The 16,895-nt window shown below is 67.5% G+C and carries 12 protein-coding genes; 5 read left to right on the forward strand and 7 right to left on the reverse strand.

The features are described from left to right. Positions 1-47 precede the first annotated feature (47 nt). The gene (locus ABE522_RS05120) at positions 48-701 is read left to right on the forward strand and encodes an isochorismatase family protein (protein ID WP_042612250.1); all 654 of its coding nucleotides are present in this window, start codon (positions 48-50) and stop codon (positions 699-701) included. Positions 702-842: 141 nt separating this feature from the next. On the opposite strand, the gene ABE522_RS05125 is transcribed toward ABE522_RS05120, so the two are convergent. Beyond that, positions 843-1,226, reverse strand: coding sequence for a DUF4870 domain-containing protein (locus ABE522_RS05125; protein ID WP_042612249.1), 384 nt, complete (start codon positions 1,224-1,226; stop codon positions 843-845). 85 nt (positions 1,227-1,311) lie between these two features. Then, a complete protein-coding gene (gene pmbA, locus ABE522_RS05130; RefSeq protein WP_346590793.1) occupies positions 1,312-2,685 on the reverse strand; it encodes a metalloprotease PmbA in 1,374 nt (457 codons plus the stop codon). A 68-nt stretch (positions 2,686-2,753) separates the two neighbouring features. On the opposite strand from pmbA, the gene yjgA reads away from it, so the two are divergent. Further along, entirely contained in the window at positions 2,754-3,350 is a 597-nt protein-coding gene (yjgA, locus tag ABE522_RS05135; RefSeq protein WP_346590794.1) for a ribosome biogenesis factor YjgA, read from the forward strand. Between the two features lie 101 nt (positions 3,351-3,451). On the opposite strand, the gene tldD is transcribed toward yjgA, so the two are convergent. The 4 genes from tldD to ABE522_RS05155 form a co-directional block, all read right to left on the reverse strand. Continuing rightward, positions 3,452-4,897, reverse strand: a complete 1,446-nt coding sequence (gene tldD, locus ABE522_RS05140; protein ID WP_346590795.1) for a metalloprotease TldD — start codon at positions 4,895-4,897, stop codon at positions 3,452-3,454. 67 nt (positions 4,898-4,964) lie between these two features. Next, positions 4,965-8,864, reverse strand: a complete 3,900-nt coding sequence (locus ABE522_RS05145; RefSeq protein WP_346590796.1) for a YhdP family protein — start codon at positions 8,862-8,864, stop codon at positions 4,965-4,967. 30 nt (positions 8,865-8,894) lie between these two features. Beyond that, positions 8,895-10,382: a ribonuclease G gene (gene rng, locus ABE522_RS05150; protein ID WP_042612244.1), complete on the reverse strand. Its 1,488-nt coding sequence runs from the start codon at positions 10,380-10,382 to the stop codon at positions 8,895-8,897. After that, a complete protein-coding gene (locus ABE522_RS05155) occupies positions 10,375-10,983 on the reverse strand; it encodes a Maf-like protein (protein ID WP_346590797.1) in 609 nt (202 codons plus the stop codon). The genes rng and ABE522_RS05155 overlap by 8 nt, the downstream gene beginning before the upstream one ends. Before the next feature lie 129 nt (positions 10,984-11,112). On the opposite strand from ABE522_RS05155, the gene ABE522_RS05160 reads away from it, so the two are divergent. From ABE522_RS05160 to ABE522_RS05170, 3 genes are all read left to right on the forward strand, one after another. Continuing rightward, on the forward strand, positions 11,113-11,850 hold the full coding sequence (locus tag ABE522_RS05160; protein WP_346590798.1) for an SIMPL domain-containing protein: 738 nt from the start codon (positions 11,113-11,115) through the stop codon (positions 11,848-11,850). A 285-nt stretch (positions 11,851-12,135) separates the two neighbouring features. After that, positions 12,136-12,795: an energy transducer TonB gene (locus ABE522_RS05165; RefSeq protein ID WP_346590799.1), complete on the forward strand. Its 660-nt coding sequence runs from the start codon at positions 12,136-12,138 to the stop codon at positions 12,793-12,795. A 183-nt stretch (positions 12,796-12,978) separates the two neighbouring features. Further along, positions 12,979-15,792: a TonB-dependent receptor gene (locus ABE522_RS05170; protein ID WP_346590800.1), complete on the forward strand. Its 2,814-nt coding sequence runs from the start codon at positions 12,979-12,981 to the stop codon at positions 15,790-15,792. 321 nt (positions 15,793-16,113) lie between these two features. On the opposite strand, the gene ABE522_RS05175 is transcribed toward ABE522_RS05170, so the two are convergent. Next, positions 16,114-16,869: a bestrophin-like domain gene (locus ABE522_RS05175; protein WP_346590801.1), complete on the reverse strand. Its 756-nt coding sequence runs from the start codon at positions 16,867-16,869 to the stop codon at positions 16,114-16,116. Positions 16,870-16,895 lie beyond the last annotated feature (26 nt).

The following is a 16,895-nucleotide window of genomic DNA, read 5'->3' on the forward strand; positions in this document are numbered from 1 at the left end:
GACAAGGTTCGGGTTCGCTGCACACCCCTCGACAACAGGATGACTCCATGACCTTCCGCAATGGCCTTTCCTCGCTGCTCCGCCCTGAAGATTCCGTGCTGGTGCTCATCGACCACCAGCCCTACCAGCTGGCGAACCTCAACAGCCACGACCCGCATGCCGTGGTGAACAACGCGACGGCGCTGGCCAAGGCGGCCAAGGCCTTCAAGGTGCCGACCATCCTGACCAGCGTGATCGCCGACCGCGGTGGACTGATCTTCCCGCACATCACCGATGTTTTCCCCGGCCAGGAAGTCATCGATCGCACCTTCATCAATACCTGGGAAGACCCGAAAGTGGTCGACGCGGTAAAGGCTACCGGCCGCAAGCAGCTGATCATCGCTGGCCTGTGGACCGAGATCTGCGTGGCGATGCCGGTGATCCAGGCGCTGGGCGAAGGCTGGGATGTCACCGTGATCACCGATGCCTCCGGCGCGGTTTCAGTCGAGGCCCACCAGGTGGCGATCCAGCGCATGATCGCGGCCGGCGCCAACATGATGACCTGGATGGCACTGGCCGCCGAATGGCAGCGCGACTGGGCGCGCACCGAGCACGCGGCCGAGCTGACCGAAGTGCTGAAGCAGCACGCCACCGGCAGCGGAATCGCCTACCTGTGGGAACAGCAGCTGCTCAACACGCCGGTGCCGCCGAGCGCGGGTTGATACCCCGCGATCCGATCCGGGGAACCGGTAGCGCCGAGCCATGCTCGGCGAGCGCGCTGCGCTGCGCTGCGCAAAAAAATGCCCGGCATTGCCGGGCATTTTGTTCAGAGCGTGACGACCAACGGTCGTCACCCACCGTGATTACTTGATCAGGCGCAGGGTGAACGGGTAGCGGTAGGCTTCGCCGTTGTTGGACTTCACTGCGGCGATGATGCAGAAGACCACGTTCAACACGCCGACCACCGGCATCAGCAGCGCGCCGATGAAGACGATCATCAGCACCACGCAGATCGCCATGGCGATGGCGATGGTGATCTGGAAGTTCAGCGCTTCCTTGGCCTGGTCGGTGACGAAGGCCTTGCTGGCGTCGTCCTTGTTGATCAGCCAGATCACCAGTGCGCCGATGAACCAGGTGAAGATGCCCAGCAGGTGCGCGGCCAGTGCCATGGTGCGCTGGTCGGCCGGGGCCGGCTCCACGCTGGACGGCGGCGGCGGCGGGGCGGTGACGTTGTCGAATTCGCTCACGGAAAACTCCTTTTAAGGTGTAGGGTCGGCGCGACCCACTCCCCGTGGGCCGTCGCAGCCCGGCAAGAGTACGCCAATAACGACGTCAGTCGTTACCGGCGACCGTCATTTTGCCGATCAGCAGCGAGCCGATGGCGATGTGCGATCGTACGTCCACGTCGCTGCCGATCGCCTCGATGGACTGGAACATGTCGCGCAGATTGCCCGCAATGGTGATGCCGTCCACCGGGTACAGGATTTCGCCGTTCTCCACGCGGAAGCCGCCGGCACCACGCGAGTAATCGCCGGTCACGCCGTTGACGCCCTGCCCCATCAGCTCGGTCACCAGCAGGCCGTTGCCCATCTGCCGGGCGATGGCATGCAGGTCCAGCCCCGGTGCGCTGGCGGCCACCTGCAGGTTGTGCACGCCACCGGCGTTGGCGGTGGTCTGCAGGCCCAGCTTGCGCGCCGAATAACTGCCCAGGATGTAGCGCTGCAGCACGCCATCGCGCACGATCGCCGAGGTCCGGGTCGCCACGCCGTCGCCATCGAAGGCGGCCGAACGGCGGCCACGACGCAGGTGCGGCAGCTCGTCGATCTGCATCCAGGCCGGGAACAGGGAAGTGCCCAGGCTGTCCAGCAGGAAGCTGGACTGGCGGTACAGCGCGCCGCCCGAAATCGCCGACAGCAGGTGGCCGACCAGGCTGCGCGCCACTTCCGGGGCGAACAGCACCGGCATGCTGCTGGTGGCCATCGAACGCGGCTGCAGCCGGGCGATGGTGCGCTCGGCGGCCTTGCGGCCCACCGCGGCCGGGTCCTCCAGGTCCTCCCGCGCCAGCGCGCTGGTATACCAGCCATCGCGCTGCATGCCGTCACCCTGCCCGGCAATCAGCGCCACGCTGATTGAATGGTGGGTGCCGCGCTCGCGGCCGAAGAAGCCGTGCGAATTGGCATACACCGACAGGCTCTGCCCGGTCGATGCCGAGGCGCCATCGGAATTGCTGATGCGCGCGTCGCTGTCGCGGCCGGCCGCTTCACAGGCCAATGCCAGGTCGATGGCCTGGTCGGCCTGCAGCGCCCACGGGTGCCAGCTGTCCAGTTCCGGGAACTCGCGGGCCATCAGCGCGGCGTCCGCCAGGCCGGCGGCGGCATCGTCTTCGGTATGCCGGGCGATCGCGCAGGCCTGCTCCACCGTGGCCACCAGGCTGGACGGCTGCAGGTCGGCAGTGCTCGCGCTGCCCTTGCGCTTGCCGAAGTAGACGGTGACCGCGATCCCCCGGTCGGCGGTGGATTCCACTGTCTCCACCTCGCCCAGGCGCACGTTCACATCCAGCCCGCGGTCCTCGCTGCAGGACACTTCAGCCTGGCTGGCGCCCAGCCGGCGGGCGTGGTCCAGCAGCTGCCGGGAGATATCGGCCAGCTGTTCCAGCCGGGCCTCGGGACCAGCGGCAGCGGCCGCTTCAGGGGCGATGACGTTCAATGCTTTATCCTGTACAGGTTGGGCCCGGTACTGCGCCGGGCGACGTATTTACGAAAGTAGGAAAGACGATGCGCGGACGCGACGAAGAAACCGGTGAATTCCACGACAAAAGCCGCAAGCAGAAGCGCAATGAAGCGCTGGACGTGCTTGCGCTGGGCGAAAAGCTGGTTTCGCTGACTCCTGCGCAGCTGGCGCGCCTGCCGGTGCCGGAAGACCTGCTGCCGCACATCGCCGAATGCAAGCGGATCACCGCCCACATCGCGCACAAGCGGCAGCTGGCGTTCCTGGCCAAGCACATGCGCCGGGAAGAAGAGTCCACGCTGGATGCCATCCGCGAGGCGCTGGACGCCAACAGCGATACCGGCCGCCGCGAAGTGGCGATGATGCACCGGGCCGAAGACTGGCGCGAAAAGCTGATGAGCGATGGCGACGCCGCGTTGTCCAAGCTGCTGGACGAATACCCGCAGGCCGACCGCCAGGAGCTGCGCACGCTGGTGCGCAACGCCCAGGCCGAGAAAGCCAAGAACAAGCCGCCGCGCGCCTACCGGGAAATCTTCCAGGTGCTGCGTGGGCTGATGCTGCCGGCCGCGCTGGGGCTGATCGTGGCCGACAGCGGCGAAGACGCCGACGCCGGGGAAGACGACGCGGACGACAGCCAGGATTGAGGCCTGCGCTGCCGGGAAAGCCGCCGAGCATGGCTCGGCGCTACCGGGCAGGGATGCCGCCGGGAAGCGCGCGGCGCCACCGGGCAGGGGCACCGCCGGCATCACGCCTGGGTGCCACCTACGGTGAGTCCATCGATCAGCAGCGACGGCTGGCCCACGCCGACCGGTACGCTCTGGCCGTCCTTGCCGCAGATGCCGACGCCCTGGTCCAGCGCCAGGTCATTGCCGATCATGCGCACCTTCTGCATGGTCTCCGGACCGTTGCCGATGAGGGTGGCGCCCTTCACCGGCGCGGTGATGCGACCGTCTTCGATCAGGTAGGCCTCGGTGGCCGAAAACACGTATTTGCCGCTGGTGATGTCGACCTGGCCGCCGCCGAAGTTCACCGCGTACAGGCCCTTCTTGACCGAGCGGATCATCTCTTCAGGATCATGCTGCCCGGCACGCATGTAGGTATTGGTCATGCGCGGCATGGTCAGGTGCGCGAACGACTCACGGCGGCCGTTGCCGGTCGGCGCCATGCCCATCAGGCGTGCGTTGAGTGAATCCTGCATGTAGCCGACCAGGATGCCGTCCTCGATCAGCGTGGTGCACTGGGTGCGCTGGCCTTCGTCATCGATGTTGAGCGAACCGCGCAGGCCTTCCAGCGTGCCGTCATCGACGATGGTCACCCCCGGCGAGGCGACGCGCTCGCCCAGGCGACCGGCATACACGCTGGTGCCCTTGCGGTTGAAGTCACCTTCCAGACCGTGGCCGACCGCTTCGTGCAGCAGCACGCCGGGCCAGCCCGGGCCGAGCACCACCGGCATCACGCCGGCCGGTGCGGGTACCGCGTCCAGGTTCACCAGGGCCTGCCGCAGCGCTTCGCGGGCGAAGGCTTCCGGACGGCCACTGGCAAACAGTTCGGTGTAGTCATAGCGACCACCGCCACCGGAATAACCGGATTCACGACGGCCGTTCTGCTCCACGATCACCTGCACGTTCAAGCGCACCAGCGGGCGGATGTCCGCGCCCAGCACGCCGTCGCTGCGGGCGATCAGGATGGTGTCCACGCCGCCGGACAGGCTCACCATCACCTGCTTCACGCGCGGGTCGGCGGCACGCAGGTAGGCGTCCAGGCGCTTGAGCACTTCCACCTTGGCTTCGTTGCCCATGCTGTCCACCGGATCCAGCGCCGGGTACAGCGCGCGCGCATCACCGCGCAGCAGGGACTTGCCGGTCTGCGCCCCACCCTCGCGCGAAATCGCGCGGGCCGAGTGCGCGGCGTTGGACAGCGCGTCGCGGTGGATGTCATCGGAGTACGCGAAGCCGGTCTTCTCACCGGAAATCGCGCGCACGCCGACGCCCTGTTCAATGGAATGCGCACCGTCCTTGACGATGCCGTCTTCCACGCTCCAGCTTTCGCGGTGGGCGTGCTGGAAGTACAGGTCACCGAAGTCGATGCCCGGGCCCAGCAGGTGGCCGAAGGTGTTTTCCAGGGTGCCTGCATCCAGCCCGGCGGGCTGCAGCAGGCGGTCGGTCGCGAGGGTAAGGGCGTTATCGGTCATGAGGTTCAATCTGGGGGCAGAACGCGGCCATGGCAAGCCGCGTCATGCAGAGGGGAGCGCCGGGCGCTCAGCGCGCGGTCGGCTTGGGCGGCGGCGGCACGGACGCATCGCGCTCCACCACCTCCACTTTCGGGTCTTTCCAGGGGCCGGTGACGCGGTAGGTCTTGGCCCCGATTTCGCCCAGCGGCTTGGACAGCACCGCATTGGTGGCCGCGCCCAGCGCGGCGCCCACCGGGCCGCCGGCCACTGCGCCGACCACGGTCAGCAGGTTGCCCGAGCGCGGGTTGACGTCGATGGTCTGGTCGAACTGCTGCGCGCGCAGGTCGGTACGGCCGCGGATACGGATGTTGGCGGCTGGACCTTCGATCATCACCTTGTCGGTCGTGGCCGATCCATCGGCAAAGGCCAGCGTGCCGGCGATCTGGTTGAACGCAAAGCCCTTGGAGAAGAAGTCGCGGAAGTCCAGCATCAGCCGGCGCGGCAGCTGGGTGATGCTCAGCAGGCCGAGCACGCGCCCCGCACCGGGCTCCAGTTCCAGCAGCTGGCCGTTGCGTGCATCGACCTTCATGCTGCCCTGCAGGTTGCCCAGCTGGAAGTCCGACGGCCCACCGGCCCAGCCGGCCTGCAGGTCTATGCTGCCCTGCCCGCCACGCAGCTGGCCGCCGTAATCCAGGTCGCGCAGCAGGTCGCCCAGGTCTTCGCTGCGCACCTGCGCGGTGAGGTCGGTACGTGCCGCAGGCCCCTTGCCCAACCAGCTGCCACGCACATCGATGGCCTGTTTCGGCGAACGGAAATCCAGCTGCTGCACGCGCAGCCCGTTGGCAACGGGCTGGGTGCGCACCACCGCCTGGCCGAGGTTGATCTTGCCGAACTGCAGGTCGGCGATATCCAGTGACAGCGGCGGAATGGCGGCTGGATCGGTGTCGTTGGCGCTGGCCTGCACGCGCGCGGCCATCACCTCGCCATCGGGCATCACGATCGGTGCGCCATCGCGTGGACGCGGCTGCGCCGGGCCCGGCAGCGACTTCCAGTGCACGCGCTGCAGGGTGCCGCTGATGGTGCCGCCAGTGGCGTTGGGCACCTGCAGCTGGCCGGCCAGCGAGGGGCCGTCCAGGCGCACGTCCAGGTGCTGGGCGGTCGGCCGCAGCTGCAGGCGGGTCTGTTCGAACACCCCGCCGATCAGCAGCAGCTGGGCCACCTGCACATCCACCGAACGCAGCGGCATCGGATCGCTGGGCGTGCCGTCGTCGTTGCCGTCGCCGGCCGAACCACGCGCCAGGGAAATCCATTCGAGCGCATCCAGCGAGCCGCTTCGGCCATTGACCGCCAGTCCGCTGGCCGGCGGATCGCGGTCCACCCGGGCACTGCCCAGCGTGACCTGCACGCCGGTATGGCCCTGTTGGGTGCGCGCGGCCAGTGCCAGGCGCTCGCCGAAGGCCACGTCGATACGTCCATTGCCCATCGGCAGCTGCGCCGCCACGCGGGTATCCAGCGCCTCGGCGGCCGGCTTGTCCAGCGGTGCCGGCAGGCTCAGCGTAGTGCCCACCAGGGCGGACTGCAGATGCAGGCGTGCCGGCGGGGTCGGCCCTGCCTGGCCGCCTGCTGCCGCGGTCGCGGTCGCAGCCACCACCTTGGGCATGTCCACGCCGATCGTCCAGTCCGAACGGCCTTCGATATAAGGCTTCAGCCAGGCCAGTTCCGGGGCACGGTCCAGCAGCGTGCCGGCGTCCAGGTTGGCTTTCAATTCCGATTCGAAGGCCAGCTGCGGATCACGCACGAAGCCACCGGCGCGCAGGCTCAACGTGCCCGGCGCGCCAAGATGGCGGACGCTGAGGTTGTCGGCACCGAAGCCGCCACCGGCGTACTTCGCGCTGCCGCGCACGTCCTCGAAGTCCAGCGCATAGCGCTTGTCGGACAGCTTCACGCCATCCAGCGCCACGCTGCCCTGCAGGTGCCCGGGCTGGCCGGGATGCAATGGCTGCAGCAGGTCGAAATCCACGTTGGCCGGGCCGCTGGCGCTAAGTGCATCCAGGGTGTCGCCGTACTGTCCGTGCAGCGGACTCCGCCGCAGCATCGCCAACAGTCGGCTGGCTTCGCTGCGGCTCTGCGCACGCACGTACAGCGGCGTCTGGCCGAAGTCTTCGATCCCTGCTTCCATCGCATCCACGTTGACGCCGGCCAGGTCGCCGCGGCCCTTGAGCGAGAAGCCCGGGCCGATGAAGGCGATGTCCGCATCCACCTGGGTCATGTCCGGCCAGGTCTTCTGGAAGCGGATGGTGCCGTCCTCGATATGCCCGGTGGCCTCGAAACGGCCGTTGTTGCGGTCGAACGGCCAGTCGTCCAGGTCACCAGTGACCAGCCCGATGCCGTTGCGCACGCGCCCGGACTGCAGCGCGGTATCCAGCCAGTTGCGCGCGTTGGCGCTCATCTTCGAACGGATCCAGAAGCGCTTGGCGGCGGTCATCGGCACATCGTCGATCTTCGCCGCCAGCTGCATCCACGGCCGCGTCCCGTCGCCCTGGAACCACAGTCCGCCGCGCACGTCGGCTGCATAATCGGTGCCCTGCACGCGCAGCGCCGGGGTGCCGATGCGCCAGCCACCGGCCTCGTCGTGCCAGCCCACCACTTCACCGGCCAGGCGCACGTCGTGGCGCACGCCGAAGCCCTTCGGCCAGTCGAACTGCAGTTGCTGCTGCGGCTGCAACTGCAGCGAGAATCCTTCGGCGTCGCCCTGGAAGCGGCCGCCCACGCCGGCCAGTCCCGGCCCGCCGTCCACGCTGGAAAACGCCAGTGTTTCCAGATCACCCTGCACCCACAGCGCACCGTTGCGTTCGCCGCGGGCCTGCAGCGAACGCACGCGCACCTGCGGGTGGGCCCGGTACAGCCAGTCGCGCAGCCCGGCATCGACCCGATCGGTCAGTGCCAGTCCGCGCAGCAGCACGTTGCCATCCACGTTGTCGGCGACCAGCGCCATGTGCTGCCCGGCACCGACCAGCAGGCCGTCCAGCACCTGTTCGCGGCCTTCGGCACGTACCCGCAGCAGGGGCGCCTGTGCACGCCAGCCGCCTTCGCTGTAACGCCAGCGCGCGCGCATCTGCAGGCGCTCCACGTCCAGCGTCGGCCGCGCCACATGGGCCGTGGGCGCGCCGGCCAGGTGCAGCGCGGTCAGGTCGGAATCGGTGGTGACCATCACCGGGCGGAAGTCACGCAGGGCCACCCAGGCATTGAGTTCGCCGCGGCCCTGCAGCACCTGCACGCCCGCGCCGGACAGCAGCGACGACCACGCCTGCAGGTCCACCGGATCCCCGCCCAGCCAGGCCTCGCCGTTACCACGGCGGCGGTCCACGTCCAGCACCGCCGACAGCGGCAGCGCGTCTTGCTTGGCCCACGCCCGCACCCCCACGCGCAGGCGGTCGCCGTTGACCCGCAGCCGCACGTCCAGCCGCGGCAGGGTCGCCTGCAGCCCCAGCGAAGGCGCGTCCACGGTCAAACGACCGCGTTCGACCTGCAGTTCACCGAGCCGCCGCAGTGCCTCCAGCGGATCGCTACCCGGCCGGCTCGGCAGGCCGCGCACGCTCCAGCGCCCGTCGTCGGCCCGCTGCAGGGTCAGCGCCAGTCCGCGCAGGCGCAGTTCGGTCAGCGAGCGCCCCGGCAGCAGGCCGGCGTACATCGCCACCTGCACTTCGGCCTGGCCCACGCGCAGGCCATCGCCGGCCCCGATGCGCAGGCCATCGAGCTGCAGGAGTGGGCCACGGCGGGTCCACTGCGCTTTCAGGTCATCGAAGCGCACCGGCTGGCCGGCACGTGCAGTCAACCATGCCGCGATCTGTTCCGGGTGCCGCTCAGCCAGCGGCAGCAGCTGGCTGAAGGTGCCCACCAGCAAGGCCACCGCCACCAGGGTGATGGCGGACGCGTACAGGGCAAGACGGCGGATCCTTCGCAGTCGCAGGCGCGGCGGCGCGCTCATCGGCCCTGGCCGGCAACCGGCCGGTAAAGATCAGAGCAGGACCACATCGAATTGTTCCTGCAGGTACTGGTCGTCCGCCTGGAAGCGGATGCTCTTGCCGAGGAATTCCTCCAGCTCGGCAACGGCGGTGGATTCCTCGTCGGTGATGCGGGCCACCACCTTCGACGAAGCAATCACCAGCAGGCGCGCCGCTTCGAACTGGCGCACCGCGCGGGTGATCTCGCGGAAGATTTCGTAGGTGACCGTTTCGGTGGTCTTGATGCTGCCACGGCCACTGCATTGCGGGCAGGTTTCCGACAGCTGGCGCTCCAGGCTTTCCACGGTGCGCTTGCGCGTCATCTCCACCAGGCCCAGCGGCGAGAAGTCGTACACGGTGGTCTTGGCATGGTCGCGGGCCAGTGCTTTTTCCAGCGTGCGCAGCACCTGGCGACGGTGCTCGGCGTCCACCATGTCGATGAAGTCGATGATGATGATGCCGCCCAGGTTGCGCAGGCGCAGCTGCCGGGCCACCGCCTGCGCCGCTTCCAGGTTGGTGCGGTAGACGGTTTCTTCCAGGTTGCGCTGGCCGACGAACGAACCGGTGTTGACGTCGATGGTGGTCATCGCTTCGGTCTGGTCGATCACCAGGTAGCCGCCGGATTTCAGCGGCACCTGCTTGTCCAGCGCACGACCGATCTCGTCCTCCACGCCGAACATGTCGAAGATCGGGCGGTCGCCGGCGTACAGCTCCAGCTTCTCGGCCAGCACCGGCATGTACTTGGCCACGAAGGCCTGCAGCTGCACGAAGGTTTCCTTGGAATCGACCTTCACCTTGTCCACGTCCTTGCGGATCAGGTCGCGCACCGAACGCAGCGGCAGGCTCAGGTCCTCATAGATCACGCTGCACGAAGCGGCCTCGCGGCCACGCCGCTCGACCACGTTCCATACCCGCGACAGGTAGGCCACGTCTTCGGCAATCGCTTCGGCCGGCTGGCCTTCGGCGTTGGTGCGCACGATGTAACCGTAGCCGCCGTGCTGGGCCGACAGTTCGGTCACCAGCGCCTTCAGCCGTGCGCGCTCGCCTTCGTCTTCGATGCGCGCCGAAACGCCGACCACCTTGGACTGCGGCAGCAGCACCATGTAGCGCGAGGGGATGCTGATCTGGGTGGTGAGGCGTGCACCCTTGGTGCCGATCGGGTCCTTGACCACCTGCACCACGATGTCCTGGCCGTCACGCAGCAGCTCCACGATGGGCACGCTGGAGGGCGGCGGCAAGGTGGTGCCGTCGGTGTCCGGACTGGCTACCGGGGCCGGCCGCACCACGTCGTTGGCGTGCAGGAACGCGGCGCGCTCAAGGCCCACTTCAACGAACGCGGCCTGCATGCCGGGCATCACCCGCTGCACCTTTCCCTTGTAGATGTTGCCGACCACGCCGCGCCGCCAGCCACGTTCGATGTGCAGCTCCTGCAGCATGCCGTTCTCGATCACCGCCACCCGGGTTTCGCGGGGGGTTACGTTGACCAGTATTTCTTCAGACATGTACGGCAGCCTCCGTGGCGGCAACAGGGTGGGAAGGCAAGCCCGCGCCGGCCAGCAGCCGGTCGGTCTGGTACAGCGGCAATCCCATGACCCCGGAATAGCTCCCGGCCAGATGGGTGATGAAGCGTTCTGCTTCTCCCTGGATCGCATACGCGCCGGCCTTGCCGAACGGCTCGCCGGTAGCCACGTAAGCGGCGATGCGGGCTTCGTCCAGCACCGCGAAGGTGACCTCGGACACCACGATGTCCACCGCCAGGCCACTGGCAGAAGCCAGCACCACGGCGGTCATCACCTGGTGGGTGCGGCCGGACAGCGCGGCCAGCATGGCCGCGGCATCTTCGGCATCGGCCGGTTTGCCGAACACGCGCTCGCCCAGCACCACTTCGGTGTCCGACCCGACCACCACCGCATCCGGGTCGCGGGCCAGCACCTGTGCGAGGCCGGCGCGGGCCTTGTCGGCGGCCACCCGCTGCACATAATCGCGCGGCGTTTCGCCAGCCGCGCGCACTTCGGCCACGTCCAGGTCCAGGGTCTGGAACGGACGGCCAAGGCGGGCAAGCAATTCACTGCGGCGGGGGGAGCGGGAGGCAAGATAGAGCATCGACACAGCATACCCTGCGCGCGCGGCCTGAATCGCAGGCAACATGCCGTGGCCATGCGCAACCCCGTTCCGGCTCACAACGCGTTCATCCCTTCGCCAGCAACCTCGATGGCCTTCAAGGAGATCTCCATGCGTCGCCCTGTCCTCTCGCCCCTGCTGCTCGCCCTGACCCTCGCCCTGGGAGCTTCCGTGACCGCTCAAGCCGCCGTACCGGCCCCTGCCATCGCCCCGGTGGAAGGCACCCTGCTCAACGTATCGGCCAACGCCGAAGCCAGCCGCGTGCCGGACATCGCCACCCTGTCCGCCGGCGTGGTCACCCAGGCCGTGGACGGCAACACCGCGATGCGCGAGAACGCGCAGAAGATGGACACCGTGCTGGCCGCGATCAAGGCCGCCGGCATCGCCGAGCGCGACGTGCAGACCAGCGGGGTGAACCTGAGCCCGCAGTATCGCTACGCTGACAACGAGGCACCGAAGATCACCGGCTACCAGGCCAGCAACACGGTCAGCCTGAAGGTGCGTGACATCGCCAAGCTGGGCAAGGTGCTGGACGCGCTGGCCGCACAGGGCGCCAACCAGATCAACGGCCCCAGCTTCGAGATCGACCAGCCGGAACCGGTGTACGACGAAGCCCGCCTGGCCGCGCTGAAGAAGGCCCAGGCCCGTGCGCAGACCTACGCCAGGTCGCTGGGCCTGCAGGTGCGCCGCATCGTCAGCATTTCCGAAAGCAGCGGCGGCGGCTTCCGCCCGGTGATGATGCGCGCCGCGGCCGCGCCGATGGCCGCCGACATGGCCAGCACTCCGGTGGCCGCCGGTGAAACCACCGTGTCGGTGAACCTGGACGTGGTGTTCGAACTCGGCCGCTGAGGCCATCGCGGGTGAGTGCCGCCCTTGGTGGGTGACGACCGCCCTTGGTGGGTGACCACCGCCCTTGGTGGGTGACGACCGTTGGTCGTCACCGCTCTGCCCGGGTGCCGACCTGCAGGTGACGACCAAGGTCGTCACTACGTGGCGCCACCGCCCTTACCTGACTCGTAACCAAACGAACGCGCGCCCCCCGCTGGGCACGCCGCGCTGGCCGCGCTATTGCTGATCCACCGGCATCCACCGGCCCCGATGACGTCCCCCTGCTGGCTTGCATGGAGGTGAACCATGGTTCGTACGTACCCGGTAGTCCCGCTCCGCTTCGACCCCGCCCGCATCGCCGCATGGAGCACCGCGATCGCGCTGCACGTGCTGGCCTTCATGCTGCTGGTGATCCCCGCCGCCTACGTGGCCGCCCCCCTGCCACCTGAGGCCCCGCAGATCCGCTGGATCACCCCGGACAAGCCACTGCCGCCCACCCCGGTCCCGCCGGAAGTCGTCCAGCAGGTCGCACCGCCGCAGACCGTGGTGAAACCACAGCCGACGCCCCTGCCGACCCCCACCACCGTCACCGAACAGGTCCCGGCCTACGCCGTGCCCGCCGCCGAACCGCAGCCCGCCCCCGTTCCGGGCGTGCCCCTGCAGACCGTTACGCCCACCCACAGCGGTCTTGGCGCACAACTGCGGTACCGCTCCGCCCCGCCGCCGACGTACCCGATCGCCGCCCTGCGTGGCCGTGAGCAGGGCACCGTCCTGCTGCGGGTGGAAGTCAGTGCCGACGGTCGCCCCACTGCGGTTTCCATCGAACGCAGCAGCGGTTCGCGTGCGCTGGACCTTGCTGCGCGCCAGCAGGTACTGCGCCAGTGGCGTTTCGAACCGTCCATGCAGGACGGCGTTGCCATGTCCTCGGTGGGCCTGGTGCCGATCGAGTTCTCCTTGCCAGAGTAAGGCGCGACAGGGGGTGACGGATATCACCCCCTGTCCAGCTTCCTGACGGACGTCACAAAGCGATCCCGATTAAGCAAAATTTCACTCTTGCGTCACCTGAAAGAAACCTAGATTGGCGACATCGCGGGGCAAGGGGGCCTGCGGTAGGACATGCCACTACGTATTCCCAGTCAGGAGAGAGCTGTGAAATACCCGACCCTTCCCCGTGCCAGCCGCCGCACGTCGCTTGCCACGTCCATCACCCACGTCCTTGCCGGCAGCGCGCTGCTGCTGGCCGCCGCCGGGTCCACCACGGCCTTCGCGCAGGACCCCGCCACCAACCTGGACCGGATCACCGTCACCGGCTCCAACATCCCACGCACCAATACCGAAACCCCTTCCCCGGTGCAGGTAGTCACCCGCCAGGAAATCGACCGTACCGGCAAGACCACGGTGGCCGAATACCTGCAGACCCTGACCTCGGACGGCTCCGGCTCCATCCCCAAGACCTTCGGCAACGGCTTCGCCGGCGGCGGCGCCGGCATTTCGCTGCGCGGCCTGGGCGCCGGCTCCACCCTGGTGCTGCTGAACGGACGGCGCATGGCCACCTATGGCTTGGCCGATGACGGACAGAAGGTCTTCACCGACCTCAGCACCATCCCGCTGGATGCCGTGGAGCGCGTGGAAGTCCTGAAGGACGGCGCGTCGGCCACCTATGGTTCGGACGCCATCGCCGGCGTGGTGAACATCATCCTGCGCAGTGACTTCGAAGGCGTGATCCTGCGCGGGTCGTATGGCCTGTCCGGCGACAGCGACGGCGATGCGCGCAAGGCCACCCTGACCGCCGGTACCGGCAACCTGTCCGAAGATGGCTGGAATGCCTTCGCCAGCATCGACGTGGGCAAGTCCGATGGCATCCGCGTAAGTGACCGCCGCAACCGCGACTGGATCGGTACCGGCGACCTGCGTCGCTGGGGCTACAGCGCCGGCGGCAGCCAGTTCCTCGGCGGGGCGATCACCGGCAACGGCAGCGGCGGCGGCAACTCGCCGGCCGGCAGCATCTTCAACCCGACCACCGGCCTGCTGGAATCGCTGCCCGGTTGCGCCGGGCTTTCCAGCGTCACGCCGCAGGATGCCGGCGGTGGCTGCCTGTGGGACATGGCCGACTACCGTGACCTGAGCCCGGAAGAGAAGTACGTCAACGTATTCGGACGGGCGACCTTCGCCTTCAACGACAGCGCCGAAGCCTACGTGGAAATGGGCTACTCCAAGAAGGAAACCACCTTCAACAACACCCCGTCCAATGTCTCCGGCGCGTGGGGTTATCCGGGTGGGCCGGTCAACGCAAACAGCGGCCCCGGTGCCACCGTGCTGGCGGTCGGGCATCCCGACAACCCGTACGGAGAACCGGTGCGGGTGCGCTACAACGCCTTCGATGTCGGCCCGCGCGTGACCAACAACGACAACGAGTTCATCCGCTTCCTGGCCGGGGTCAAGGGCACCTGGGGCGAGTGGAGCTACGACACCGGCTACCTGCATTCGTCCACCAACCTGGTCAACAAGCGTGACGGCTTCCTGCGCTACAGCGCGGTGCAGTGCGTGCTGGGCGATCTGGCCTGCCCGGCCGGCACATGGAACATCGGCGCCGGCTCGGAAGGCAATCCGCAGAGCCTGTACGACTACATTTCCCCGACCATTCAGGCCACCGCCAAGAGCAGCCTGGACATGTTCGACTTCAAGGTGAACCGCTCGCTGATGGACCTGGCCGGCGGTCCCCTGGGACTGGCACTGGGCACCGAGTGGCGTCGTACCACCAACAGCCTGTCGCCGCAGACGTACACCGATGCCGGCGACATCATCGGGCTGGGCTTCTCGTCCTACGACGGTACCCAGAACGTCTACGCCGCCTATGCCGAACTGGCCGCGCCGGTGCTGGAATCGTTGGAACTCACCGCCGCCGCGCGCTATGACAAATACGAAAGCGGCGATGATTCTGTGACCCCGAAGGTCGGCTTCAAGTGGACGCCGATCGACTGGATCGCCGTACGCGGTACGTATGCCGAAGGCTTCCGCGCGCCGAACCCGGCCGAGAACGGCGACGGCGGCCTGGCCGCCTTCTCCAATGCGCTCGACCCGGTCCGCTGCCCGGGTGGCACCCCCGCCCCGGGCGGCACCCAGGACGATTGCGGCCAGCAGCCGGTGGCGATCATCACCCGGCCCAACCCGCTTCTGGAACCCGAAGAGTCCAAGAGCTATTCGCTGGGCATCGTGCTGCAGCCGACCCGCACCACGTCGATCACGGTGGACGCATGGCGTATCAAGCGCAGCAATGAAATCGCGCAGGGTTCAACGGCTGACGCCATCGCGTCAGGCAACGTGCTGCGCGATACCGACCTGCTCAATGGTGTGCCGGGCACCGGCTCGATCCTGGCCATCAACACGAACTACGTGAATGCCAGTGCTTCGAAAGTCGAGGGTATCGATACCGATATCCGCCAGGACATCCCGCTGGGCACCGCCGGCGACCTGCGGTTGGACCTGCAGTGGAGCCACACCAGCAAGTTCGAGCGTACCGAGGGTGACACCACCCACGAATACGCCGGCACCCACGGCAACTGCGATGTCACCAACTGCATCGGCACGCCGAAGGACCGCATCAACTTCGGTGCCACCTGGAACTACCACGACTGGTCGGTCAGCGGCATCGTCAACTACATCAGTTCGATGGACAACCTGGCCGAAACCGGCGGCACCAAGGAAGACGACTGCCTGAACTTCCGCGCCGATGGCAGCCCGGCACCGGGCGACTGCAAGGTCGCCTCGTTCACCACGTTTGATCTGTCGGCCAACTGGAAGGCCATGGACGGACTGGAGATCTTCGGCTCGGTGGCCAACGTGTTCGACCGCACCGCACCGCTGGATCCGGCTACTTACGGCGGCATCAACTACAACCCGCTGCACTTCAGCGGCGCGATCGGCCGCTACTTCACGGTGGGCGCGAAGTACACGTTCAACTGATCGGCTGCATCGCGTGATGTGGAAAAGCCCGGGCCTGGTGCCCGGGCTTTTTTGTGCGGGAAGGCGAGTGTACCGGTAGCGCCCAGCCATGCTCGGCGGACACGCCCGCAGCCCGATTTCCAGCCCGCTGCCGCGAGGCCGCCTTCAATATCGCGGAACGGCGATGCTGTGCCTGCAGGTGGGGATCGAGCACGGCCTCTGCTATAGCGGCGGCTTGTTGTTTCTCCATGAGTTATCGCTCCTGATGCCGATGCTGGCTGCTGAAGCCTACCGCCGGGCGTGGCTCGGCGCTACCGGGGCAGGGCTACGCGCTGCATTGCTTCAGGGCTGGATCTCGGCCAGCGCGCGGTGCAGCGGTGCGGCGGACACCTGGATCGGCCCATGGAACGGCACGCTCATGTCCAGCACGAAGTACACCGAAGTCGCGATCAAAGCAGCCGATACAAGGAACATGCCGACCACCATCGGGTTGTGCGGTGCGCGATAGCCGAAACTTCCATAGATCAGCGTCATCCACGCCATCAGCATCCAGATGATCAGGCGCGGTACGCTGGCTTCGGACTGTTCGACGATGCTCCATCGTTGCAGCACGACGTTCTGGTACTGCTGTCGCGCATCGGCCAGCAGCCCTTCATGGAAACGATCGGAGGGCGCGATACGATCCAGTGCGCCACCGACCTGGTCCAGCGCGTTGGCCGCCGGGTCGTGGTGGTGGACGAGGGCATCGTCGCTGCGCGCGGGGTGGGCGATGGCGGTCTCGATGTACTCCCTGAGCCGCCGTCGGGTCTCCTCGGTTTCCACCCCGTACGTCCGCAGCGAGCGGTCGAACATGATCAGGCTGGTCGAAAAACCGTGCACGTTCGAATCGATGGTTTCGAAGGTGTTCTTCGACGAATTGATCAGCAGGCCGAACACCAGCGAGGTCATCACCACGAAGATATTGGCCACCAACCGCAGGACCGTATTGGTTTCATCGTCCCGGTGCCGGGCCGACAAGCGGGGGTACAGGTACATCATGCCGATCGACGCCGCGCTCAGGCAGGCGAAGACGATACCCGCTGTGATGATCTCACCCATCGTGACGCTCCGGCCAAGGATGGGCG

The organism is Stenotrophomonas lacuserhaii (assembly GCF_039674585.1).
Lineage (GTDB): Bacteria > Pseudomonadota > Gammaproteobacteria > Xanthomonadales > Xanthomonadaceae > Stenotrophomonas > Stenotrophomonas pennii_A.

Coding starts and splice junctions, on each gene's coding strand:
- ABE522_RS05120 (WP_042612250.1), top strand. CDS start 48: ATGACCTTCCGCAATGGCCTTTCCTCGCTGCTCCGCCCTGAAGATTCC.
- yjgA (WP_346590794.1), top strand. CDS start 2,754: ATGCGCGGACGCGACGAAGAAACCGGTGAATTCCACGACAAAAGCCGC.
- tldD (WP_346590795.1), bottom strand. CDS start 4,897: ATGACCGATAACGCCCTTACCCTCGCGACCGACCGCCTGCTGCAGCCC.
- ABE522_RS05145 (WP_346590796.1), bottom strand. CDS start 8,864: ATGAGCGCGCCGCCGCGCCTGCGACTGCGAAGGATCCGCCGTCTTGCC.
- rng (WP_042612244.1), bottom strand. CDS start 10,382: ATGTCTGAAGAAATACTGGTCAACGTAACCCCCCGCGAAACCCGGGTG.
- ABE522_RS05155 (WP_346590797.1), bottom strand. CDS start 10,983: ATGCTCTATCTTGCCTCCCGCTCCCCCCGCCGCAGTGAATTGCTTGCC.
- ABE522_RS05160 (WP_346590798.1), top strand. CDS start 11,113: ATGCGTCGCCCTGTCCTCTCGCCCCTGCTGCTCGCCCTGACCCTCGCC.
- ABE522_RS05165 (WP_346590799.1), top strand. CDS start 12,136: ATGGTTCGTACGTACCCGGTAGTCCCGCTCCGCTTCGACCCCGCCCGC.
- ABE522_RS05175 (WP_346590801.1), bottom strand. CDS start 16,869: ATGGGTGAGATCATCACAGCGGGTATCGTCTTCGCCTGCCTGAGCGCG.